The sequence below is a fragment of the Snodgrassella sp. ESL0253 genome (genome assembly GCF_013344965.1).
GTDB classification, from domain to species: Bacteria; Pseudomonadota; Gammaproteobacteria; order Burkholderiales; family Neisseriaceae; genus Snodgrassella; species Snodgrassella alvi_B.
In genome coordinates, this window is record NZ_JAAEDQ010000008.1 from 95,055 (window position 1) to 120,017 (window position 24,963).

The 24,963-nt window shown below is 44.2% G+C and carries 22 protein-coding genes; 6 read left to right on the plus strand and 16 right to left on the minus strand.

Features of this window, described 5'->3' with window-relative positions; translation table 11 throughout:
* Positions 1-73: 73 nt before the first annotated feature.
* From pheS to thrS, 5 genes are all read right to left on the minus strand, one after another.
* Complete coding sequence (gene pheS, locus GYX26_RS07940) at positions 74-1,063, minus strand: phenylalanine--tRNA ligase subunit alpha (protein ID WP_174828811.1); 990 nt, start codon at positions 1,061-1,063, stop codon at positions 74-76.
* Between the two features lie 278 nt (positions 1,064-1,341).
* Entirely contained in the window at positions 1,342-1,698 is a 357-nt protein-coding gene (gene rplT, locus GYX26_RS07945) for a 50S ribosomal protein L20 (protein ID WP_025330521.1), read from the minus strand.
* Between the two features lie 12 nt (positions 1,699-1,710).
* Positions 1,711-1,908: a 50S ribosomal protein L35 gene (gene rpmI / locus GYX26_RS07950; protein ID WP_100137933.1), complete on the minus strand. Its 198-nt coding sequence runs from the start codon at positions 1,906-1,908 to the stop codon at positions 1,711-1,713.
* Positions 1,909-2,189: 281 nt separating this feature from the next.
* Positions 2,190-2,708: a translation initiation factor IF-3 gene (gene infC, locus GYX26_RS07955; RefSeq protein WP_100090637.1), complete on the minus strand. Its 519-nt coding sequence runs from the start codon at positions 2,706-2,708 to the stop codon at positions 2,190-2,192.
* A 21-nt stretch (positions 2,709-2,729) separates the two neighbouring features.
* A complete protein-coding gene (gene thrS / locus GYX26_RS07960; protein WP_174828812.1) occupies positions 2,730-4,637 on the minus strand; it encodes a threonine--tRNA ligase in 1,908 nt (635 codons plus the stop codon).
* A gap of 245 nt (positions 4,638-4,882) precedes the next feature.
* Here thrS and tgt point away from each other — a divergent pair, with 245 nt between their 5' ends.
* From tgt to GYX26_RS07975, 3 genes are all read left to right on the plus strand, one after another.
* Positions 4,883-5,998 (plus strand): tRNA guanosine(34) transglycosylase Tgt, encoded by a 1,116-nt coding sequence (tgt, locus tag GYX26_RS07965; RefSeq protein WP_100090639.1) that lies wholly within the window; start codon positions 4,883-4,885, stop codon positions 5,996-5,998.
* 123 nt (positions 5,999-6,121) lie between these two features.
* Positions 6,122-7,504: an argininosuccinate lyase gene (gene argH, locus GYX26_RS07970; RefSeq protein ID WP_174828813.1), complete on the plus strand. Its 1,383-nt coding sequence runs from the start codon at positions 6,122-6,124 to the stop codon at positions 7,502-7,504.
* Positions 7,505-7,961: 457 nt separating this feature from the next.
* The gene (locus GYX26_RS07975) at positions 7,962-9,224 is read left to right on the plus strand and encodes a hypothetical protein (protein ID WP_174828814.1); all 1,263 of its coding nucleotides are present in this window, start codon (positions 7,962-7,964) and stop codon (positions 9,222-9,224) included.
* A 409-nt stretch (positions 9,225-9,633) separates the two neighbouring features.
* On the opposite strand, the gene xerD is transcribed toward GYX26_RS07975, so the two are convergent.
* The 8 genes from xerD to rph form a co-directional block, all read right to left on the minus strand.
* Positions 9,634-10,533: a site-specific tyrosine recombinase XerD gene (gene xerD / locus GYX26_RS07980; RefSeq protein ID WP_174828815.1), complete on the minus strand. Its 900-nt coding sequence runs from the start codon at positions 10,531-10,533 to the stop codon at positions 9,634-9,636.
* The gene (locus tag GYX26_RS07985) at positions 10,527-10,985 is read right to left on the minus strand and encodes a methylated-DNA--[protein]-cysteine S-methyltransferase (RefSeq protein WP_174828816.1); all 459 of its coding nucleotides are present in this window, start codon (positions 10,983-10,985) and stop codon (positions 10,527-10,529) included. The genes xerD and GYX26_RS07985 overlap by 7 nt, the downstream gene beginning before the upstream one ends.
* On the minus strand, positions 10,978-11,424 hold the full coding sequence (locus tag GYX26_RS07990) for a peroxiredoxin (protein ID WP_174828817.1): 447 nt from the start codon (positions 11,422-11,424) through the stop codon (positions 10,978-10,980). Before GYX26_RS07990 ends, GYX26_RS07985 begins: the two co-directional genes overlap by 8 nt.
* A gap of 36 nt (positions 11,425-11,460) precedes the next feature.
* Complete coding sequence (locus GYX26_RS07995; protein ID WP_174828818.1) at positions 11,461-11,844, minus strand: hypothetical protein; 384 nt, start codon at positions 11,842-11,844, stop codon at positions 11,461-11,463.
* 71 nt (positions 11,845-11,915) lie between these two features.
* The gene (locus GYX26_RS08000; RefSeq protein ID WP_174828819.1) at positions 11,916-13,154 is read right to left on the minus strand and encodes an MFS transporter; all 1,239 of its coding nucleotides are present in this window, start codon (positions 13,152-13,154) and stop codon (positions 11,916-11,918) included.
* A gap of 7 nt (positions 13,155-13,161) precedes the next feature.
* Positions 13,162-14,094 carry a tRNA 2-thiocytidine(32) synthetase TtcA gene (gene ttcA / locus GYX26_RS08005; protein ID WP_174828820.1) on the minus strand — a complete coding sequence of 311 codons (933 nt, stop codon included), beginning with the start codon at positions 14,092-14,094 and terminating at the stop codon, positions 13,162-13,164.
* A gap of 109 nt (positions 14,095-14,203) precedes the next feature.
* Positions 14,204-15,445: an aspartate kinase gene (locus tag GYX26_RS08010; RefSeq protein ID WP_174828821.1), complete on the minus strand. Its 1,242-nt coding sequence runs from the start codon at positions 15,443-15,445 to the stop codon at positions 14,204-14,206.
* A gap of 203 nt (positions 15,446-15,648) precedes the next feature.
* Positions 15,649-16,377, minus strand: a complete 729-nt coding sequence (gene rph, locus GYX26_RS08015; protein WP_370520867.1) for a ribonuclease PH — start codon at positions 16,375-16,377, stop codon at positions 15,649-15,651.
* A gap of 170 nt (positions 16,378-16,547) precedes the next feature.
* Here rph and GYX26_RS08020 point away from each other — a divergent pair, with 170 nt between their 5' ends.
* Complete coding sequence (locus GYX26_RS08020) at positions 16,548-17,420, plus strand: YicC/YloC family endoribonuclease (RefSeq protein WP_174828823.1); 873 nt, start codon at positions 16,548-16,550, stop codon at positions 17,418-17,420.
* 101 nt (positions 17,421-17,521) lie between these two features.
* Here the strand turns inward: GYX26_RS08020 and dapC are convergent, their stop codons facing one another.
* Together dapC and GYX26_RS08030 are read right to left on the minus strand one after the other, a co-directional pair.
* Positions 17,522-18,709 carry a succinyldiaminopimelate transaminase gene (gene dapC / locus GYX26_RS08025; protein WP_174828829.1) on the minus strand — a complete coding sequence of 396 codons (1,188 nt, stop codon included), beginning with the start codon at positions 18,707-18,709 and terminating at the stop codon, positions 17,522-17,524.
* Positions 18,710-18,894: 185 nt separating this feature from the next.
* The gene (locus tag GYX26_RS08030) at positions 18,895-20,064 is read right to left on the minus strand and encodes a nitronate monooxygenase family protein (RefSeq protein ID WP_174828824.1); all 1,170 of its coding nucleotides are present in this window, start codon (positions 20,062-20,064) and stop codon (positions 18,895-18,897) included.
* Between the two features lie 344 nt (positions 20,065-20,408).
* On the opposite strand from GYX26_RS08030, the gene GYX26_RS08035 reads away from it, so the two are divergent.
* Positions 20,409-20,936: a C40 family peptidase gene (locus GYX26_RS08035; protein WP_174828825.1), complete on the plus strand. Its 528-nt coding sequence runs from the start codon at positions 20,409-20,411 to the stop codon at positions 20,934-20,936.
* 59 nt (positions 20,937-20,995) lie between these two features.
* Positions 20,996-22,201 (plus strand): acetate kinase, encoded by a 1,206-nt coding sequence (locus GYX26_RS08040; protein ID WP_174828826.1) that lies wholly within the window; start codon positions 20,996-20,998, stop codon positions 22,199-22,201.
* A 339-nt stretch (positions 22,202-22,540) separates the two neighbouring features.
* Here the strand turns inward: GYX26_RS08040 and GYX26_RS11600 are convergent.
* The coding region (locus tag GYX26_RS11600) for a calcium-binding protein (RefSeq protein ID WP_304944912.1) at positions 22,541-24,963 on the minus strand (2,423 nt) is incomplete at its 5' end.

The window sequence follows — 24,963 nt, forward strand, 5'->3', positions numbered from 1 at the left end:
AAAATATGATGGACTTGATGCGATGGTTTTGTTTCTGCCCTTTAATTGTCTATTGGGTAGGTGACAATTAATTTTAATCCTGAAACTGTTTCAGGAAGTTTAGGTCGTTATCGAAAAACAGGCGTAAATCGTTGATACCGTATCGGAGCATGGCAAAACGATCCAGACCGATACCAAAAGCAAAACCTGTGTATTTTTCAGCATCTATGTTGACATTTTTCAGTACGTTTGGATGTACCATGCCGCAGCCACCCACTTCGAGCCAGCCACGTTCACTCATTATGTCGATTTCTGCCGAGGGTTCGGTAAAAGGGAAGAACGATGGACGGAAGCGTACCTGTAAGTCATCGCGCTCAAAGAAGCGACGGATAAAGTCGGTAAATACGGCTTTCAGATCAGCCATAGTAACGCCTTCTTCGATCCACAGGCCTTCTGCCTGATGAAACATGGGAGAGTGCGTTGCATCTGAATCTACCCGGTATACACGTCCCGGCGCAATAATGCGGATTGGCGGTTCTTTTTTATCCAGCATGTAACGAATCTGGATAGGCGAAGTATGGGTACGCAATACATTACCATTTTCTACATAGAAGGTATCCTGCATGGCGCGAGCCGGATGATTGGGCGGGATGTTTAAAGCCTGAAAGTTGTGAAAATCGTCTTCGATTTCCGGCCCGTCTGCTACGGTAAAACCCATGCTGTGAAACAGTTCTACAATGCGTTGCAAGGTTAGTGTAACTGGGTGCAGGCCACCCAGATTCTGTCCGCGTCCGGGCAGGGTAACATCCAGTGCTTCAGCGGCAAGCTGTTGTTGAAGTTTTGCTTCATTCAGGGCATCGCGTTGCTGGTTATATGCAGCCTGAAACTGGTTTTTGCACTCATTAATGTGCGCACCTGTAGTTTTGCGCTCTTCTGGTGTCATTTTTCCCAGAGTTTTTAATAAGGCATTGAGTTCACCAGTTTTACCCAGATAGCGAGCTTTGACTAATTCTAATGCAGGTAAATCAATGGCTGAGTTAACGGCAGCGATGCCTTCGGCAACGATGCGGTTGGCGTTTTCCATAACGAGATTCTTTACTTAAAAATAAAACGAAGGAGTGTTTTTATGCTCTTTGTCTTGCTGTTGAATACGCTGGAATTTGTATCAATACCGAGCCTGCAATGGGCAAAACGGGCAATATAACACGCTATAATAAAATATGTGCTAAAAGGTTATTTTAACGCGAAATTCGTGTGACCAACAATGCTAAACGATGGTTTTGACAATGATTGGGCTTATTTGACAAGGCAGGAATACAAAAAAAGGAAACCGAAGTTTCCTTTTTTACAAAAAACTGACTATCAGGCCAGTGCAGCTTTTGCCTGTGCTGCCAGTTGCGCAAATGCAGCCTGATCAAAAACAGCCAGATCAGCCAATACTTTGCGGTCGATAACGATGGCAGCTTTTTTCAAGCCGTTCATGAATTTGCTATAAGACAAGCCATTTTGGCGTGCTGCTGCATTAATACGCACAATCCACAATTGACGGAATTGACGTTTGCGCTGACGACGGTCACGGTAAGCATACTGACCGGCTTTCATTACTGCCTGTTTGGCAATACGATAGACGTTTTTACGACGGCCGCGATAGCCTTTGGCTAACGCTAAAACTTTTTTGTGACGGGCACGAGCGGTAACACCACGTTTTACGCGAGGCATAGTTCAAACTCCTTAAGCGTAGGGTAACATTTTATGAATAGAAGCCATATCGCGTTCATTCACCAGAGAGGTGCCACGCAATTGACGTTTATTTTTGGTGGTTTTTTTCGTCAGAATGTGACGTTTGAACGCATGAGCGCGTTTTACACCACCGTTACCCAATACTTTGAAGCGTTTTTTCGCGCTTGATTTGGTTTTCATTTTCGGCATGGGAAAACTCCATTGTTGTTGGATCAGGCGAGGGGTGGCTGTAAACAGCACTTTAACCCGCACACCACGGTTTTTGCCGCCTGAATATTGATTTGTGCACAGCGGCGATGCACAAAGAAGCGAATTATAGTATACCTGTGTTGGTAAGGCAATATGGCAGTCATTATCGGCTGTTAAGGCATGATGAGCTGGTTAAGATATTATAGGCTGATATATGAAAAGCCTCATTTTATACAAATAAAATGAGGCTTTTATAAGACAGGCTGAAATTCAGTTAATGATTATTTCTTTTTCGGTGCAATAATCATTACCATCTGGCGACCTTCCATTTTAGGAAACTGCTCAACGGTGCCGATTTCTATTAAATCAGCCTGAATACGCTTGAGTAGTTCTGCGCCCAGATGCTGGTGTGCCATTTCGCGTCCGCGGAACCGTAAGGTGACTTTTACTTTATCACCGTCAGTCAGAAAGCGGCTGATGTTACGCATTTTGATCTGGTAATCACCTTCATCAGTACCAGGGCGGAATTTGATTTCCTTAACTTGCACCTGTTTCTGCTTTTTGCGCTGCTCGTCGCGTTTTTTGGATTGCTCGTATTTGAATTTACCGAAATCCATTAATTTGCAGACGGGCGGCTTGGCGGTAGGGGCGATTTCCACCAGATCCACATCGTGCTCTTCGGCCAGTTTCATGGCTTGCTGAGTAGATACTACACCCAACTGTTCACCAGTTGGACCAATCAAACGCACTTCTTTAATGGTGATTTCACCGTTGATGCGTGCTTCGCGTTCTTGAGCGATGGTCGTACTCCTTATTCACGTTTAATGAAGAGACAAGGTTTCTTGTTTCAGCTGGGTAATGAATGCCTCAATATCCATCTGACCCAAGTCTTCGCCGCCGCGTTTGCGTACGGCAACCTTGTTGTCCTGTTTTTCTTTCTCGCCTATAACCAGTTGGTAGGGTAGGCGTTGCGTACTGTTATCTCGAATTTTGTATCCAATTTTCTCATTACGCAAGTCTAAATGCACACGGAAGCCTTCTGCGCTTAAACGCGTGGCAAGTTGCCGACAGTATTCGGCTTGTGCTTCGGTAATATTCATGATTACCATTTGTACCGGTGCCAGCCATAATGGGAATGCTCCGGCATGATGTTCAATCAGGATACCGATAAAGCGTTCAAGTGAACCCAGAATGGCACGGTGGAGCATTACCGGGCGAGCGCGGCCATTTTCTTCGGTTACATATTCGGCGCCCAGACGTTCTGGCAGCACGAAATCCAGCTGAATGGTGCCGCATTGCCAAGAGCGGCCTAATGCATCTTTAATGTGGTATTCCACTTTGGGGCCATAGAAAGCACCTTCACCGGGCAATTCTTCCCAGGTAACACCACAGGCATTCAGGGCATCACGCAATCCCTGCTCAGCTTTGTCCCAGATTGCATCAGAGCCAGCACGTTTTTCCGGGCGCAGGGATAATTTGACAGCTACGTCGTTAAATTCAAACTGACGATAAATACGCATTACCAGTTCGTTGAATGCTTTGGCTTCGCTGACAATCTGGTCTTCTGTGCAGAAAATATGTGCATCATCCTGTGTAAAGCCACGTACACGCATCAGGCCATGCAGGGCACCGGAAGGTTCGTTGCGGTGGCAGGAACCAAATTCGGCCAGACGCAATGGTAAATCGCGATATGAACGCAGACCCTGATTAAAAATCTGGATATGGCCGGGGCAGTTCATAGGTTTAACGGCATAAACACGTTTTTCCGATTCGGTAATAAACATGTTTTCCTTGTAGTTATCCCAGTGACCGGATTTTTCCCATAGGCTGCGATCCATAATCATGGGTGTTTTGATTTCCTGATAGCCGGCGGCAGAAAGTTCGCGGCGAAGATGTTGCTCAATAATCTGCCATAGTGACCAGCCTTTTGGATGCCAGAATACCATACCCGGCGCTTCGTCCTGCAAGTGGAATAAATCCATTTGTTTGGCCAGTTTGCGGTGATCGCGTTTTTCTGCTTCTTCTATTCGCTGGATATAAGCGTTCAGGTCTTCTTTACTGGCCCAGGCTGTTCCATAGATGCGTTGCAGCTGTTCGTTTTTGGCATCTCCGCGCCAGTAGGCACCGGAAAGTTTGGTTAATTTGAAATTCTTCAGGAAGCGGGTGTTAGGAACATGTGGACCCCGACACATGTCTACGTATTCCTGATGATAATAAAGACCCATTGCTTTTTCATCTGGCATGTCTTCAATCAGGCGCAGTTTGTAGTCTTCATGGCGCTGTTTGAATACGCTGATGACTTCGTCACGCGGAGTAACTTTTTTGATTACATCATAATTTTGTGCAATCAGTTCTTTCATGCGTGCTTCGATAGCTGCGATGTCTTCGGGGGTAAAGGGGCGCTCGTACCAGATATCGTAATAAAAGCCATCCTCAATTACCGGCCCGATAACCATTTTGGCTTCAGGATATAGCTGCTTAACGGCATGACCGACCAAATGGGCGCAGGAGTGGCGAATGATTTCGACACCTTCTTTATCTTTTGCGGTAATGATGCTGACCTGTGCATCTTCTGTTACCTGATCACATGTATCTACCAGCTTGCCATTAATTTTCCCGGCAATGGCGGCTTTGGCCAAGCCTGCACCTATGGAAGCGGCGATGTCGGCAATGCTTAAAGGCGCTTCAAACTGACGGACAGAACCGTCTGGCAGGGTAATGTTTAACATGCATACTCCACAAACAACAGACCAGGCTCGCTTGTTACAAGTGAGAAAATCAGATGGCTGCTTTTGATTATATTTATAAATTAAAGGGATAGATATAAAGCGATAGTTACTGGTGAACTTTCGCTTCGGGTAAGGAATTTATTTTAACGATTTGGATTTTGCTTGGCAATGCTTGTCCGGCGAAATGTGGTGGTTTCGGCTATAATCGGGTATTCTGTCATAATTATTGTCATTAAATTAGTTATATGCTGAAATTTACTTTACAGCGCACAGATGGTTTTGCGCGTCGTGGTACTCTGGAATTGAATCATGGCACGGTGGAAACACCAGTATTTATGCCGGTTGGGACATATGGTTCAGTTAAGGCCATGTCGCCACGTAATCTGGAGGAAATCAAGGCACAGATTATTCTGGGTAATACTTTCCATTTGTGGTTACGGCCGGGTCTGGATGTTATTCGTGATTTTGGCGGGTTGCACGATTTTATTGGCTGGAACCGGCCGATGCTGACTGATTCTGGCGGTTTTCAGGTGTTTTCTCTGGCGCAGATGCGCAAGTTAACGGAAGAGGGCTGTACTTTCCGCAGCCCGATTAATGGAGACAAGCTGTTTTTGTCGCCTGAAATTTCCATGCAGATTCAAACGGTATTGAATTCTGATATTGTGATGCAGCTGGATGAATGTCCAGACGGCAATGTTGACGCAAAAGAAGCTGAGAAATCTTTGCAAATGAGTCTGCGCTGGGCAGAGCGCAGTAAAAATGAATTCGAGCGCTTGAATAATCCGAATGCTTTATTTGGTATTGTTCAAGGTGGTATGTATGAGGATTTGCGCGAGCAGTCGCTGGCAGGACTGGAGGAAATCGGCTTTCCGGGCTTGTCTGTGGGTGGTTTGTCTGTTGGTGAACCGAAGCCGGAAATGTACCGTATTTTACGGGCTATTGGTCCTAAGCTTCCTGCACATAAACCACATTACCTGATGGGTGTCGGCACACCAGAAGATTTGGTGTATGGGGTGGCCTATGGTATTGATATGTTTGATTGTGTGATGCCAACCCGCAATGCGCGTAATGGCTGGCTATTTACCCGTTTTGGTGATGTGAAAATCCGTAATGCGATTTATCGCCACGACCAGCGCCCGTTGGATGAAAGTTGTGACTGCTATACCTGCCGTAATTTCAGCCGTGCTTATCTGCATCATTTGCAGCGTGTAGGCGAGATTCTGGGTGCTCAGTTAAATACCATTCATAATTTGCGCTATTATCAGATACTGACGGCAGAAATGCGGCTGGCCATTGAGGCGGGTAAATTCAGTGAGTTTCAAACGCGCTTTCATACTGATCGCGCCCGCGGCGTACTGTAATCAAATTTTTTTGTTATTGGTGCTGCTTTTGTATTACCGATGAAGATGATGGGGTGCTGATGGGAGGTAATGTGCTGTCAGCAATTTTCTTTGGATATTGTTTGAGTATAGTGGAGAAATAGTATGGGAGAGAAAGTTTGGTCAGGCCGTTTTCATGAACCGGTAAGTGAGCTGGTTAAGCAATATACTGCATCAATAACATTTGACCAGCGTTTGGCTCAATGTGATATTCAGGGCTCGCTGGCACATGCGCAGATGCTGCAACAGGCTGGTGTGTTGAGTGCGGAGGATTTGTCTGCAATTAAAGCTGGTATGCAGGAAATTTTGCAGGAAATGGCTGCCGGAAAAGTTGAATGGTCGGTTGATCTGGAAGATGTTCATATGAACGTGGAACATCTGCTGACCCAGAAGGTAGGCGATGCTGGTAAGCGGTTGCACACGGGGCGTAGCCGTAATGATCAGGTGGCTACCGATATTCGGCTGTGGCTGCGTGAAGAAATTGATCACATTGTGGCACTAATCAAGGATTTGCAGTCTGCGCTGGTTGATTTGGCTGATAAAAATGCAGAAGTGGTGATGCCAGGTTTTACGCATATGCAGGTAGCTCAGCCTGTTAGTTTTGGCCACCATATGCTGGCTTATGTTGAGATGCTGGGTCGTGACAGTGAACGTATGCTTGATTGTCGCCATCGGGTTAACCGGATGCCATTAGGAGCTGCTGCACTTGCCGGCACTACGTTTCCGATAAAGCGTGAAGTCACTGCGCAATTGCTCGGTTTTGAAGCAGTTTGCCAGAACTCTCTGGATGCGGTATCTGATCGTGATTTTGCTATTGAATTTACTGCTGCTGCGTCGATTCTGATGATGCATCTGTCACGCCTGAGTGAAGAGTTGATTTACTGGATGAGTCCGCGCTTTGGTTTTATTGATATTGCAGACCGTTTCTGTACTGGTTCCAGCATTATGCCGCAGAAGAAAAACCCAGATGTGCCGGAACTGGTGCGTGGTAAAAGTGCTCGAGTAGTAGGCCATCTGATGGGATTGATTACTTTGATGAAATCACAGCCGCTGGCTTATAATAAAGATAATCAGGAAGACAAGGAGCCGCTTTTTGATACGGTAGATACTCTGGTAGATACTTTGCGTATTTATGCGGATATGATGCGTGGTGTTAGTGTGAAGCCTGAGAATATGCGTGCTGCTGTGTTACAGGGTTTTGCAACAGCAACTGATTTGGCTGATTATCTGGTTAAAAAAGGTTTACCGTTTCGCGATAGTCATGAGGTAGTTGCACGTGCGGTGCGACTGGCGGAAGAGCAGCAGCAGGAATTAAGTGAGTTACCGTTGAATGTGCTGAAATCATTTTCCAGCCTGATAGATGAGGATGTTTATCAGGTGCTTTCTCCTGAAGGCAGTCTTAATGCGCGTAATCATGTTGGTGGTACAGCGCCAGCGCAGGTACGTGTGCAGGTAGCACGCTGGCGTGAGTATTTACAAACTGTTTAAATTTTATTAGCTAATTTATAAATCAGGCAGATAAATTTCTGCCTGATTTTTTATTTTCTTTGAAGCTCTTTGACAAAGTTTGCTTTAGCTAAGTATTTATCTTTAAAGAATATTATAAAATATTTGTTTTATTGTCAGCACAATTTCTATTCGATTAATTTTATCATTAAGGTAAGAAGAAGTCGCATCCTGAGGGGTAGTGTCAGAATATTTATAGATGGTTATCCTGCCTGTGCACAGGTAATGCTTCAGGATTGCATGATTAAGCTAAAGATTATTTTTTTTTGAAAATAGTTTGCGTTTACTGATTTATTTGGAAAATATAAGCACTTTATAACAGACTAGAAAACTATTTCCGACATGTTGTTAATTAATGTTATTAATTTTTTATAATATTTCATCAATACGAAATGCTGTTTTAGTATTTTTACAACAAATGCAATTTATGTAAAGCAAAATGATGCAGAATATCTGGATGTTTGTGTTTGATTCATTTACAATTATTAACTTAATTTTATTTTTTGTCTTTATTTTTAAAAGGGCTGTTATGAGATTGCAGATTACAAAAATGATTTTGGCACTGGCTGTTGCCGGGCTGGTGTCAGCATGTGGAAACAAGATAGAAGAATCACCTGACAAGATGGTACGTGCTGGTATGCAGCGCATGATGAAGGAAGATAATCAGTTTAATTTCAGTGGTAGTTATAGACTGGAAATGGGTAATCAGGCAGGCGCAAGCACTGCGGATAAAAATTCAGAAGCAATTACAGTACAGTCAAGTGATTCTTCCGAAGAGTTTTTAGAAGCTGAACCAGATTATTATAAACAGCAAATGGAATCAGTTAACAGGATGATGGGACTGATTAGCAAATCATTCTCAATACCATTTACTGGTGCAGTGGATATGCGAAAAGGGCGTATGGAAGTCATTCCAGAGTTCCGCTATGAAGGAAAAAATGCACTGATTTCTTATAAATTTCCTGTTTATGTAGACTTCAATAATTTGTCTCTGTACATGGATACTTCTGCTATCACTAATGTATCAGATGTTATGAATGAACAATCCAATCCTCAATTGGTAATCGGTGACAGATACGTGCAACTGGCTGTGCCGCAAGACAGAGTACAGCATTTGCCTATTGCTGATTTGTTGAAAAGTTTACCTAAATCTGTAGATGATGGTTATGCTGTAATTAAATCTGGTGAATTTAGCAAAGTAAGTGTAGACGAATTTGGGAAGGAGCTGGAGGCTAAACATCAGGTTAAACTGAATTCGTCTTATGCTGAAAGCCTAAAATATAATGCTGCCATGCTGCAAAGTCTTTCTCAAGCTTTGAAACAGGCTGCTTCCAAAGCTGGTTCGGATAGTAAATATCAGCCTCAGGACTACGCAGTATTACAAAAAATCATTGATGCATTGGCGTCAATCTATTCAGATGATAATGATGGTGCATTGGCAGGTACACCAATTGGTAGTTACATGGCGCAATTTAAGAATAAATCTATTCCGATTGTAAGCAATTTCTATTTTGACGCTAAAGGTCGAATTATAGGAGTACGCTATCAATGTGAGGTGCCGCTGGATGATATTAAAGAACTTAAAGGCCCGATGAAAATAGATTATAAATTCCAACTGGAATACACTGGAAGTCCGAAATTTACTATGCAGCCTACACCGCAGAATTCGGTTAATATTGGATCTCGACTGCGTTTATATTAATAATTAAATAATCTGAATTATTTGATTTAATTAATTTTCAGGCCAGTATGCTTTGCATGCTGGCTTTTTCATATTGTGAAATCATTTATTTTTATGTGCAGTTTGAATATTGAGATTGGGATGGCTACATAAGATAGCTGAATATATGGCTGTTATTGTTCTTGTGTTATTAAATTGTTCAATACTAATATATAAATTAATATCAATAAGCTGATAATTGGTCAGATAAAGTACGGTATGGCATAAGTAAACTTTGTATCGCAGAATGGTGGTTTATTGCTATGTGATAGTTGATGCTGGTGTATTGTAACTATGGGCGTCAATTGTCAATGTATTTTGTTTCAGTAGGGCAATTTAAACTATTATTCTGATAAGTTTGCTTATTTTATATTGTGTTTTGATTTGTATTTTATCCGCGCGGATGATGCTGTTGTACTAGTTGTTTCAGACGTTCATTGGCTACATGGGTATAGATTTGGGTGGTACCTATATCGGCATGTCCCAGTAATAGCTGGACTACGCGCAGATCAGCACCATGGTTAACCAGATGAGTGGCAAATGCATGGCGCAGGCCGTGGGGGCTAAGGTGATGAATACCTGCTGCACTGGCATATTTAGTGACAATCATCCATGCCAACTGGCGACTGATGGCGGTTTTTTTCTGGCTGACAAATACAGCATCACATGCTCTTCCTTTGAGTAAAGCAGGGCGAGCATGAGTGAAGTAATTCTGTAGCCAGTCTGTGGCTTCTTCACCCAGTGGTACCATACGCTGCTTGTTTCCTTTACCGATGGTACTAAGCAGACCATTCTGTAAATCAATTTCGTTAATGTGCAGATTAACAGCTTCGCTGACGCGTAAGCCGGTAGCGTACATTAGTTCCAGTAAGGCTTTATCGCGCAGACCATGTGGTGTTTCGGTATCTGGAGCAGCTAGAAGAGCATCTATTTGGCTTTCGGAAATGATATCAGGCAGATGCTGGCCTTTTTTGGGCATTTGTAGCTGCTCGGTAGGTAAATCCTGACGCCGGTTGTATTCCTGCATCCAGCTAAACAGACGTTTACATGCTGACAGTGCTCGTGCCTGTGATGATGGTTTTTCACTATCGATAAATATTGCATCAGCCAGTGACAAAGCATCTACGTTGAACCAGTTCAGATGCTGAGGCTGTAAGCGGCGTGCAATTTTGCTCAGGTCGCGCCGGTAGCCTTCTAGTGTGTTAAATGCCAGTTGTTCGCTTAGCCATAAGTGCTCAAGCAGTGATTCAATTGGTTCGAGCAGCTCTGGTGGTAAGGGTTCGTTTACCATGTTGCTCCCTCATGGGCGAGTAACCAGCGTTTAATATTGAGTTCGAAAGGATTATTACTCAGGCTAAACCCGCCCAGACCATTGGCGGATACAACCCGATGGCAGGGAATAATAATTGGCAGGGGATTTTTGCCACAGGCCTGTCCAACTGCTCTGGCTGCGCTACCCAGTATACGGGCAATATCGCCGTAGGTGGCTACCTGCCCATAGGGAATACTGGCAATTGCCTGCCATACTCGCTGCTGAAATACAGTGCCAGCAGATGAGGGAGGATAGTTAAATGTTTGCAGCTTGCCAGAGAAATAGGCATCAAGCTGTTGAGCCCAGTATCCTGTCAGCCCAGGCAGGGTTTCTGACATGGCTGTTTGCCAGTGGATTGCCTGTAGTTGCTGCTGCTGATTAAAATCCAGTATTAATGAGCAGCAGGGCGCGCGATAGGAATAGCTAGGCATGTTGTTGTAGGGTATCTAAAACGGTTTGGGCGTGGCCGGCGGCTTTAACTTTGCGCCATTCATGAACAATATTGCCATCCTGATTCAGGATAAATGTGCTTCTTTCAATACCAAATACTTTTTTGCCATACATGTTTTTTTCTTTGAGTACGTCAAACTGGCGGCATACTGCTTCTTCACAATCTGATAACAGGGTGATGTTGAGTTTGTATTTGCAGATGAAATTGTGATGGCTTTTTTCTGTATCGCGGGAAATGCCGATAACGTTATAACCTAGCTGCTTGAATTGTGGTAGTAGTGTACTGAATTCCTGTGCCTCGGTGGTGCAGCCGGGGGTATTGTCTTTCGGATAAAAATAAACCACGGCGGGCAGGTGTTCGGCAATGTTGAAGTTGTTGCCTTCTGCATTGGGCAGGCTAAACAGCATGGGTTTTGACATTGTATATTTTCCTTTGTAAATATTTTGTGACTAAAGTTAGTTGCGGATAAAGGCAGTAATCAGGGGATCGTTGCCAATCAGGCGACTACAGTGTCCGTGAATGTGTGGGTCAAAGGTGGCGCCTGCGGGCAGGGTATCGGCAGAATAAAAATGTTCACCAGGGCCAAAACGACGGGTGCTACCATCACGCAGGCCGATTTCCATGATTCCCTGTAACACAAACAGCCATTGCGGCTTGCCGGTACAGTGAAAATCACTTTCAAAACCAACCGGGCTGTGACGTAATTGTAAACCTTCTGCATTTAACCACGGTGATAATTGGCTTTTTTCATTGCCTTCGGTTAATTCGATTTTTTCTTCTTTGAAGCGGGCATAGCCATCGCTATCGGTATATAAAATAACTTTGGTAAATGTTGTCATGGTTTTATCTGATGTGTTGATGGTAAAAATCAGTGCAGGGGATGGTAACTCTGCACTGATGAGTCAATTAATCAGCCGATAACGCCAAGGCTGTCATCTTTGGATGGGGTTGCGTTATGCCGGGGTAGTAGCCATAAGGTTGCAATGATGTCTAAGAGATAGATAGACGCCAGCAGACACAAGGCTGCATAGAATGACCATTCTTTAACGAGAAAACCGATAACCAGTGGCCCGAAACCACCTACACCTCGGCCAAGATTGAATAGTACATTCTGGGCAGTGGCACGGACATGTGGTGGAAAATTATCAGAAATCAGTGCACCATAGCCGCCAATCATGCCGTTTACAAATAGCCCCATAATGGCACCGCAGATAAGTAATGCGGTTGGATCCTGTAACTGGGCATATTGTGCCACCATGATAAAGGAACCAATCTGGTAAATCAGGAAGATTTTCCAGCGGGCAAAGTGGTCGGCCAGAAAACCGAACAGCCAGATACCGATAATCATGCCGATTACGGTGACCGCTGTCCAGTTGCCGGAAGCGGTAAGGCTAAAACCCAGTTTATTAGCCAGATAACTGGGCATCCAGATCATTAATCCGTAGTAACCAAAGTTTTGTACCGCACACAGGATAAAAATACCCAGACTGATTTTGGCTGTTTGCCGGTCTTTAACCAGTAAGCTCAGGCGTGCTGAAAATGACAGCTCGCCTTGGGCTTTGTGTTCGCGGGTAAACTGTTCTGGTTCGCTGGTATCGTGACGAATAAAGTAAGACGCCACCGCTGGGAATAATCCCACAAGAAACATGCCGCGCCAGCCGATAATATTGAGCAGGAATGGGGTGATAAAAGCCGCTGCCAGTACACCCAACTGCCAGCCTATGCCGACAAAGGCTGAGGCACGGTTGCGTTTTGCAGCAGGCCATACTTCAGCAATCATGGCCATGCCGATACCAAATTCACCGCCCAGACCCATGCCAGCCAGTGCACGGTAAATCAGCAGGTCGTAATAACCCTGCGCAATGGCACACAGGCCAGTAAATACGGCAAACATAAGAATGGTGAGCGATAGCATGCGTACCCGGCCAAAACGGTCGCTCAGATGGCCAAATACGATACCACCGATAACGGAGCCGATCAGGGTCCATGTTACCAGTGAACCAGCCTGTGAGGTGTTCAGTCCGAGGTCGTTGCTGATAGCACTGAGCATAAAGCCGAGTATCAGTAAGTCAAAACCATCCATTGCGTAGCCGCTGATTGCGGCCACCATGGCTTTTGCGGGGGTTAATTTTTTTTTTGCTTGATTCATAAGGGGCTTATTGTCGGGAATCTAAGATGTTAATAATGGGTTTGCCTGTTTGTACAGGCTGAGTAATTTCGCTAGTCTGTACCAACGTTGTCGTGGAAGAAAAATTTTCGCGGTCAAAGGCAATATCGCCGCCATGTGGCAGTTTCTGCCCCTGTTGCAGGCCGGTGAAGTTAAATAATTTATAGTCAGCCAGATGTGAGGGTACTAAGTTTTGCAGGGCTGAAAACATGGATTCAATGCGCCCCGGGAACTGCTTATCCCATTGTTGCAGCATGTCTTTAATTACCTGTCGTTGCAAATTGGGCTGCGAACCACACAGATTGCATGGAATAATTGGAAATTCCTGCATTTGTGCATAGCGAATCAGGTCTTTTTCCTTAACGTAGGCTAATGGTCTGATAATGATGTGTTCACCATTGTCAGATAACAGTTTTGGCGGCATGGCTTTGAGTTTGCCACCGTAGAACATATTCAGAAACAGGGTTTCCAGAATATCATCGCGATGATGACCCAAAGCTATTTTGGTGCAGCCATTTTCTTTGGCCACGCGATACAGAATGCCACGGCGCAAGCGACTGCACAGGCCACAGGTGGTTTTACCTTCATCTATAACCCGTTTGACTACACTATAGGTATCTTCTTCGATGATTTGAAAAGGTACGCCCAGACTACGCAGATAGTCGGGTAAGATATGAGCCGGGAAACCAGGTTGTTTCTGGTCAAGATTAACGGCCAGAATTTCAAATTGTACTGGAGCGGATTTCTGTAGTCTGAGCAGAATGTCCAGTAATGCATAGCTATCTTTGCCGCCAGAGAGGCAAACCATGATTTTGTCGCCCTCTGCAATCATCTGGAAGTCATTAATGGCAGCACCAACCTGATGACGGAGTCGTTTGACTAGCTTGTTGTTTTCGTATTCACGTTTGGGTGTATGAGACATGGATGCAGCACTAATTTAAGCAAATAGCTGCCATTGTACAATAATTAAAGGTCGGCTGATGTGGCTCAGCCGACCTGGGTTAAACTTTACAAAAATTAAAAGGCTATTTTTAGCTTCTATTTGCCGGTTCTTTATCCAGCTCAAATATCTGGTGGAGCACCCGAGTGGCCAGTTCCAGGTATTTTTCATCAATTAGCACGGAAACTTTGATTTCAGAAGTCGAAATCATTTGAATATTGATATTTTCTTTAGCCAGTGTACGGAACATGGTAGAAGCAATGCCAACGTGTGAGCGCATACCCATGCCGACTATGGATACTTTACATACGGTATCATCGCCACAAACTTCACGTGCGCCGATTTTTTTCTGTACTTCATGCAGAATATCCAGTGTATTCTGATAATCACTACGTGGTACGGTAAAAGAAAAATCTGTGGTACCGGCAGAACCGAAATTCTGAATTATCATGTCTACTTCAATATTGGCATCAGCCACGGCGCCGAGTATCAGGGAAGCCATTCCCGGCGTATCTGGTACACCACGCACATTAATTCGTGCCTGATTTTTATCAAAAGCAATACCGGATACTGCCGCATGTTCCATCATATTTTGATCCTCTTCAAACGTGATTAATGTGCCTTTGCCACTGTTTTCAAGACTGCTTAACACGCGCAGCCGCACTTTGTATTTACCGGCAAATTCTACCGAACGGATTTGTAATACTTTACTGCCCAGGCTGGCCAGTTCCAGCATTTCTTCGAATGAGATGGTACTGAGGCGCCGTGCTTCAGGTACAACGCGCGGGTCGGTGGTATAAACGCCATCTACATCGGTATAAATCTGGCACTCGTCGGCTTTTAGTGCCGCAGCCAGGGCAACTGCTGAAGTATCTGAACCACCACGGCCGAGTGTAGTAATATCATTACTGGCATTAATACCCTGAAAACCGGCAATGATGACCACCTTGCCAGCATTCAGGTCGGTGCGGATACGTATATCATCTATTTCATCAATCCGTGCTTTTGTATGGGCGCAATCGGTTTTAACTGCTACCTGCCAGCCGGTATAACTTTTGGCATCTACGCCAATGCTGTGCAGTGCCATGGCCAGCAGGCCGATTGTAACCTGTTCGCCGGTTGATAACACAACATCCATTTCACGTGGATTGGGTTTTTCCTGAATTTCATGTGCCAGTGCGACCAGACGGTTGGTTTCACCGCTCATGGCGGATACAACCACGACAACATCATCACCATTGGCTCTGGCCTGTGCTACACGACGCGCTACATTTTTTATACGCTCTACAGTTCCTACTGAGGTACCGCCGTATTTTTGTACGATTAACGCCATAACACTGCTTGCTTTCTGAGTTGTTTTAATGTCAAAAAAGGAGAGACTGTGTTAACACTGCCTGCTTGATTTTCCTTCAGGGCGTTCTTTTTAGCATTTTTATCATGTAAAAACAAGCCGCTGAATCAGTATTTTGTCAGATTCAAGCGGCCTGTTTTAAATAATTTTTAAATTCAGAAAATAGGTAATTGTATTTGTATGAATTAATTGGCAGCCAGTGCTTGTTGCTGGGCGGCAAGAATTTGCTCAATTCCTTTTTGTGCCAGACTGATTAAATCATTTAATTGCTGAATACTGAATGTAGCACCTTCGGCAGTGCCCTGAATTTCAACCAGTTGCTGTGAAGCAGTCATGACTACATTGATATCGGCATCACAGGCCGAATCTTCGGGATAGTCCAGATCGAGTAGTAGTTTGCCATTAAGGGTGCCAACTGAAATAGCGGCTACGGCTTCACGAATCGGGTTTTCACTGATTACGCCACAGGCAAGCAGTTTGTTAACAGCCAGCGACAGGGCAACAAAGGCACCGCTGATGCTGGCCGTACGTGTACCACCATCAGCCTGAATGACATCACAATCAATCAGTATCTGGCGACTGCCCAGTTTTTCCATATCCACAACTGCGCGTAATGAGCGGCCAATCAGACGCTGAATTTCCTGAGTACGGCCAGACTGTTTTCCTGCTGCGGCTTCGCGGCGCATACGTCCGTTAGCTGAAGCTGGCAGCATTCCATATTCTGCTGTCACCCAGCCGTGCCCCTGATTTTTGAGAAAAGCAGGAACATTTTCGTCAACAGTGGCAGTGCAGATTACTTTAGTATTGCCGCAGCTAATCAATACGGAGCCATCTGCATGTGCCAGAAAGTGAGGAATAATACTAAGCTTTCGTGGTTCGTTATCAGCACGCTCAGTGCGATTGGGTATAGAGATGTTTTTCATTATGGCCGCTTTGATTGAGTAATTGTTAAAGAATTATATAGTCAGTGTGCTGCTATTGATACCAATTAAGCCTTTTGTAGATGAAAGGGTTTTCGTTATACTTGATTTAATTGCCAGTTTAGATATAACCAGGCAGGAAAAAACGGTTTAAGGAAAATATTATGTTATACAGTATGACTGGCTATGCAAATGCTTCAGGACAGTTTGGGAATCGTCAAATCAGTATTGAGCTTAGGGCAGTTAATCATCGCTATTTGGATGTACAGTTTAAAGTTGCCGAAGAATTACGCCGGTTTGAGGGGCAGATGCGCGAATTAATTAACGCGCAGGTAGCAAGGGGTAAACTGGAGTGTCGCGTACAGATTAAGCAGCTCCCCAGCCAAAATACTGAGGATTTACCCATTGATCACAAGCTGGTAGAGCAACTGGCAGCATTTAATCATCAGATACGCCGTCAGTATAAAGATTTAGGTAAATTGACGGTTGCAGATATTCTGCATTTTCCCGGGGTAATTGTTGCGACAACGGAAGACGAAGACGTGCTGCTCAATGGGCTGCTGACGCTACTGAAGCAGGTATTAACCGAATTTAAGACAGCACGGGCGCGGGAGGGGGAAAAACTCCAGCAGCACCTGCTGAGCCGGCTCAATGATATGAGTGATATTGTGGCTGCGATGCAGCAGCTGTTTCCGCAGTTATTGCAGGACCATATGAATAAGGCTGAAACCCGCTTGCGGGAAGCAGTGGCACAGGTAGATGCAGAGCGACTGAAACAGGAATTTGTTCTGTTTATGCAAAAGGCGGATGTTGACGAGGAGCTGAATCGTTTAAATACCCATATTGCTGAAGCACGGCGTCTGATAGAGGAGCATCGTGGCAGTGTGGGCAAGCGTCTGGATTTTCTGATGCAGGAGCTGAACCGCGAGGCCAATACTCTGGGTAGCAAGGCCATAGCAATTGAATGCACTCAGGCTTCAGTGGGTCTTAAGGTACTGATTGAGCAGATGCGCGAACAGGTACAGAATGTTGAATAAACACTAACTGTTATTATATTGATTAACACCAGAATTACCTGTATGAGCTAACCGGCAATTCTGGTTTTTTGTTGGCTGCATCACTATATGAAAACAGATTATTAAAAAGGCAGATTAATCATGCGTTTGGCTGCTTCAATACATTCTTCAACACTGGATACCAGTGCAATCCGCACATAGCCGGCGCCGGCATTACCGTATGGGGTATTGCGGGCAAGATACCGTCCCGGTAGCACACGAATAGCGGCTTTTTGCCATAATTTTTTGGTAAAGGCCAAATCATCACCATCGGGTACGGATAGCCACAGATAGAATGACGCATCGGGTTTCTGTATGGCAAATTTTCGCTGTAATATTGGAATAACTTTCTCGAATTTTTCCCGATACAGATTGCGGTTGGCAATAACATGTTCTTCATCGTTCCAGGCGGCAATGCTGGAATGCTGAACGGGCACACTCATGGCGCTGCCATGATAGGTACGATAAAGCAGGAAATTGGCCAGAAGTTTACTGTCACCAGCTACAAAGCCGGAGCGTAAGCCGGGTGCATTGGAGCGTTTGGATAAACTGGTAAACATAATAAGGCGGTCAAATGTTCTCCCCAGCTGTGTGGCTGCCTGTAATACGCCTAAAGGTTTGTTGTCATCATCAAAGTAAATTTCCGAATAGCACTCATCCGAAGCAATCACAAACCCGTATTCATCCTGCAAGGCAAATAATTTCTGCCATTCTTCCAGATTCATCACAGCACCACTTGGATTGCCCGGAGAGCATACAAATACCAGTTGTACCTTAGACCATGTATTGTTATCGATTTCCTGCCACTGTGGCATAAAATGCGGTGCCCGGCAATTAACATATTCTACGCGGGCGCCCGCCAGTAGTGCTGCACCTTCATAAATCTGATAAAACGGATTCGGGCTGATAACCACTGGCTGAAATTTGCTACTGCTATCAATAATGGTTTGGGTAAATGCAAACAAGGCTTCGCGACTACCTAAAACGGGCAGTACTTCTGTATCCGGATTAACATTCAATCCTGCATAACGGCGTGTTAACCATTGGGCACAGGCCTGACGCAGTTCTGTGATACCAGCTGTAACCGGATAAACAGCAAGTCCGTCCAGATGTTGAATCAGAGCATTGGTGAGCACAGGTGGTGTGGGGTGTTTTGGCTCACCGATATGTAATGATATTGGTTGCAGATTGGCTGGTGGCTCGATGCCGTCCATTAATTTACGCAATCGGGCAAAGGGGTAGGGCTGCAATAATTCCAGTCTGGGGTTCATGGTGGTAAACACAAATAATTGTAAATGCTCTGATACTACCATACTACCATCAATCAAATGGCCACGGCAGTGAGTAGTGGTTATTTGTCGGACAAATATAGTATTTGTTGACTAATTGAGTGATACAAAGCAGTGTTATAAATATAAAGCCACATCAAAGTGGCTTTAACATGGCTGGTAAAATATCAGGCAGATTTTTGTACTGTCTGCATATTACCAGTCAGCAAGTAGTCAATGGTTTCTTTCACACTGCGTATGGCATTCCCGAATGGCAGAGGATCTTTACCACGGAAGAATAAACCTTTATCAGTTTCGCCACGCCAGGCAGCGGCAATCTTCAGGTCAATACAGAACTGGCCGACTTTTTCCAGTCCGTCGCGCAGACCGCATACCGACAAACAGTTAATACCCTGAGTGCAGCGTCGCGGGTCAGCCTTGGCATTAGCCTGTAAAATACTTTCGCGTTTCAGATAGCTATCAAGAAACTTGGTTTTAATGCCACGTGCTGGTAAACCGGCTACAGACATAAATTCTACTATCTGTTCACCCTCTGCACCGGCTAAAGTTTTCTTGAAATTAATATGTGCATCACCTTCCTGGGTAACAGCAAATGCAGTGCCTATCTGTACGGCAGCAGCACCCCATTCTTTCAGGGCAGTGGTGATTTTCTGGAAGTTGGCCATACCGCCAGCCACTATTAATGGAATTTTTTCCCTTTCGAGATCAAGCTTTTTAAACAACTCGAAAGTGTCTGCGAGTACGCGTTTGAATTCAAAACGCTCATCATTCACACCGGCAACGGTGGCCGCTCCCAGATGACCGGCTGCATGAGCCGGGTGTTCAATTACGATTGCATCGGGCAGACGGTTTTTTTTCATCCAGCGCTTGAGTACTATGGCTATTCCACGGGATTCAGACAGGATTGGCATTAAGGCAACATCAGGAAAATTTTCTGTCATGTCGGGTAGATCCAAAGGCAGACCTGCCCCCATTACAATTGCATGTGCTCCTGATTCACAGGCTTGCCGTACCATGGCCGGATGGTCTTTAACTGCTTTCATCACATTGACTGCAATCATGCCACGTCCTTGCGACTGGGCTAATGCGGACTTAATTTCACGATCCAGAGCAATCCGGTTTAAAGTGTCGTATTTCTCCTGTGTTGGATTTTGCTGAGATTGCTCCAGCAAATCGGGATGCAAATGACGTAAGTCTACACTGGCAATCGTACCTACGCCATTTTCACGTGCTACTGCACTGGCCAGACTGGATGCAGATATGCCTATGCCCATCCCGCCTTGTACAATTGGTATCAGGTGATGATTGCGAATAATCAGTGGTGCAAATTTCTGCATATTGCTTCCTGCCTCTTGATGTAAATTAGTAATACTTCATGGCGCCACCTAAGCTAAAAGCCTGTAATTACTACCGGAAACCAATTAAACTTATACTTAATCCGGTTGGCTTTTATAAATTAGTGTATATACTCTATTCTTGCATAAAGCCACTGTCAAGAGAATCAAAGCGACTTAATGGTTTTAGATTTGGCTTTGATACAGGTTTTGTAGAATTTGTACGACATGGTTAGGTAATGTAAGGATTGGCTTTTAAGTCTTAATGCTTAGAGAAATCATCACCAACTCATGTTATATTCACGCTATGAGCATGAATCAGGTAATCGCAACAGGGTAAATAACTAATGGTTACATGTAATGCACAGCGGCGTACCGTTTTGGGTGCGCTGGTTTTATTTCTGTCAGCCTGTGGTACGGGTAGTCAAAAAAGAGTTCAGCTGGGCCAGCAGCGCCATCTGGCTCCAATCAGGATTACCAAAATCAGCCACCGGCAGGGAAGTCAGGAATTGTTGTTGCAAAGCATGAGCCTAATTGGTATGCCTTACCGTTATGGCGGCAGCACGCGAGATAACGGATTCGATTGCAGCGGTATGGTGCAATATATTTACCAGCAGGCATTGCAGGTTAATCTCCCTCGTACCGCGCGTGATATAGCTGCTGTTTCCACACCAATCCGCACGCGAGATTTGCAGGTTGGGGATTTGGTATTTTTCAATACCTCGGGACAGGCTTATTCACATATGGGGTTGTATATCGGTAACGGTAAATTTATCCATGCTCCTTCCAGTAATGGTGTGATTCGTACTGCCAGGCTGGATCAACCCTATTTTAGCCAGCGTTTTACAGGTGCACGAACGCTGTTTGCCCGCTAATCAAAAGAATTAACTATTCTTTTTTATGACTAAGTAATCACAGTAAACAGGACAATAACATGAGTGAGCAAGATTTGGTATTGGTACTCAATTGCGGCAGTTCTTCCGTAAAGGCTGCGGTAATGGATGTGGCCGAAAAAGAAGTTTTAATGAGCTGTCTGGCCGAAAAAGTAGGCAATACTGATGCTTTCATTACCTTCAAAATAAATGGTGAAAAACATAAACATGCCTTAACCGGTGGTCACGACCATGTTGCTGCCGTAATGGCCTTGCTGGAACAGTTAAAAGCGCTGGGTTTATACGACCGTGTAAAAGCCATTGGTCATCGCGTAGTGCATGGTGGGGAACGCTTTACCCAGTCTACCGTGATTACACCTGAAGTAATGCGTGATATTGAAGCTTGTATTGTACTGGCACCGCTGCACAATCCGGCTCATATTCTGGGTATACAGGCAGCACAACAGGCATTCCCTGAATTACCTCAGGTAGCTGTATTTGATACAGCTTTCCATCAAACCATGCCGCCGCATGCCTATCATTATGCTATTCCGTCAACCTTGTATACCCGCTATGGTGTACGCCGTTATGGTGCACATGGTACCAGCTATCGCTATGTTGCACAGGAAGCTGCTGCATTTTTGCAGCGCGATGTCAATGAAATGAGCATGGTGATTGCTCACTTGGGTAATGGCGCATCCATCACTGCGGTTAAAAACGGGCGTTCACAGGATACCAGTATGGGGCTGACACCTCTGGAAGGTCTGGTAATGGGTACGCGCTGTGGTGACATCGATCCAAGTATCTTCTCTTTCTTGGCTGCGAATGCCAAAATGAGCATTGAACAGATTACTGAAATGCTGAATAAAGAAAGCGGATTGCTGGGGCTGTCTAATCTCTCCAACGACTGCCGGATGCTGGAAGAGGCCGCCGCCAATGGACATAAAGGCGCGGAACTGGCTCTGGATGTCTTTGCCTACCGTCTGGCCAAATACGTAGGTGGCATGATGGTTGCCTGCGGTAGTCTGGATGCGCTGGTGTTTACTGGTGGTATCGGTGAAAACTCTACCCTGATGCGCGAAAAAGTAGTGAACTATCTGAATGTGTTTGGCATGATTCTTGACCACGATGCCAATATGGAAGCCTGCTTTGGCACTCCGGGTGTGATTAGCACTAAAGACAGCAAAGCTGCTGTTATGGTTATTCCAACCAATGAAGAACTGATGATTGCACAGGATACCGCTCAGTTAACTGGTATGCGGTTATAAGAAACTGGTTTCGAAACATAGTAAATAAAACTGTATACGCTCTTAAAACTGGCTTTGTACAATTACAAAGCCAGTTTTTATATTTTTTGATGCCTTTGATGGTTTTAATTTCAAATAGTTACCGTATAGTTTCAGTAAAATATATTGAATTCAGTATTAATCAATAATAGAAAAGGAATCCATTTATGGATTCCTTTGTAAAACAGAGATTACATATGATTAAAGAAACTACAGATTGATTTCACAATAGAAAGTATAAGCAGTCGTAATAGTCACTAACAGTTGAATTAAAAAAGATAAAAAATCTTTATAGTTAGAAGTGTTAACTTCTTACATTTATTATGTAATAACAATCTTACGCAACTCGGCTAGAGTAACGGTTTTATCCTTAAAGACAAATTTTTCTATTGTATAACTATCACTGTAGAAGAAATTCTGTATAAAAACAGAATCATTATCGTTATAGCCATAAATGATTAAATGATCGTTGCTCTTGCGGAATTTCACTTCAGCGAAATCAACATCGGTAAACTGAATGGTATCTACTGCACCGGAAGTATCATAATCATAAATGGTATCCTGTCCATGTCCTTTGGCAAAAACATAGGTATCATTACCCAGACCACCTGCCATATAATCATCGCCGGTGCCCCCAATGAGGGTATCATCACCCCCATTGCCATAGAGCTTGTCATTGCCAGCACCACCATCCAGCACATCATTGCTGTTACCTGTAGTAATATTGTCGTCACCATCATCGCCATAAACAAGAGCACGGCCATTAGTCATGACAATGGTGTCGTTGCCACTGGTACCATGCAATTGCATACCATCCTTACGCAATTCAGCCAGAGTAACGGTTTTATCCTTAAAGACAAATTTTTCTATTGTATAACTATCACTGTAGAAGAAATTCTGTATAAAAACAGAATCATCATCGTTATAGCCATAAATGATTAAATGATCGTTGCTCTTGCGGAATTTCACTTCAGCGAAATCAACATCGGTAAACTGAATGGTATCTACTGCACCGGAAGTATCATAAATGACATCGTGTCCATGGCCTTTGGCAAAGACATAGGTATCATTACCCTGACCACCTGCCAGATAATCATCGCCGGTGCCCCCAATGAGGGTATCATCACCCCCATTGCCATAGAGCTTGTCATTGCCAGCACCACCATCCAGCACATCATTGCTGTTACCTGTAGTAATATTGTCATCACCATCATCGCCATAAACAAGAGCACGGCCATTAGTCATGACAATGGTGTCGTTGCCACTGGTACCATGCAATTGCATACCATCCTTACGCAATTCAGCCAGAGTAACGGTTTTATCCTTAAAGACAAATTTTTCTATTGTATAACTATCACTGTAGAAGAAATTCTGTATAAAAACAGAATCATCATCGTTATAGCCATAAATGATTAAATGATCGTTGCTCTTGCGGAATTTCACTTCAGCGAAATCAACATCGGTAAACTGGATGGTATCTGCGCCCTGAGTATCATAAATGGTATCCTGTCCATGGCCTTTAGCAAAAACATAGGTATCATTACCCTGGCCACCTTCCATATAATCATTGCCGGTGCCCCCAATCAGGGTATCATTACCCGCATTGCCATAAAGTTTGTCATTGCCATCATCACCATTCAGAATGTCATCACCATCTCCACCAGATAAGATGTCGTTTCCTTTACCCCCATTGATAAGATCATTTCCCCACCAGCCAATAATGTTATTGTCATTATCGTCACCATCTAGTATAACTGTGATTTTGTTATTTATATCCTGTGCTTTAAGAGTTTGGTCTTCAAAAATAAAATTGAATGCATGGCTGTAACTATTATTAAAATAGTCAGACAAAGTTACAGAATCTGAGTTGCTATATGCTTTGATAATTAAATTGTTACCAGAACGGCGAAAAAGAGCATCGGCAAAATTGGCACCCTTAAATACAACATCATTGTAATGATTCGTATAGCCAGGGTATTCTTTGTCATAAATTATATCCTGCCCATGGCCAGCTTCAAATTCATAGCGGTCTTTTTCCCAATCCCCTCCTTTAAGAATATCATTTCCGCTGCCACCAATCATAATGTCGTAGCCGGCACCACCAACAAGGGTATCGTCACCGGCACCACCATTAAGGATATCATTGCCATTACCGCCATCAAGAAAATCATCACCGTCACCGCCACTTAAATAGTCATTGCCATTTTCTCCATACAGTTTATCATTACCAGCGCCTCCAAAGAGATTGTCTATGCCATCTCCTCCATATAGTTTGTCATTACCTGGTCCTCCAGCAATAATATCATGAGAATTCCAGCCTCTAAGTACATCATCACCTGAAGTTCCTCCCACAGTAAATGACATGGCAGCAATATCATCAACGCTTAATACTTTATCGTCAAAAATAAAATTAAATGCTCTGCTATAAGAATTTTGGTAGTTAAAATAATCAGGCAGGGTAACAGAATCATCCGTACTATAAGCCTGAATAACCAGATCATTACCAGAACGGGTAAACTGAGCATCAGCCAGAGTGGCGCCCTTGAAGACAACATCATTGTAATGATTCGTATAGCCGGGGTATTCTTTATCGTAAATCACATCCTGACCATGTCCGGCTTCAAACTCATAGCGGTCTTTGTGCCAGTCACCGCCTTTGAGGATATCATTCCCGGTACCGCCAATAAGAATATCGTAGCCAGCACCACCATTTAAGGTATCGTTACCGGCACCACCATTGAGGG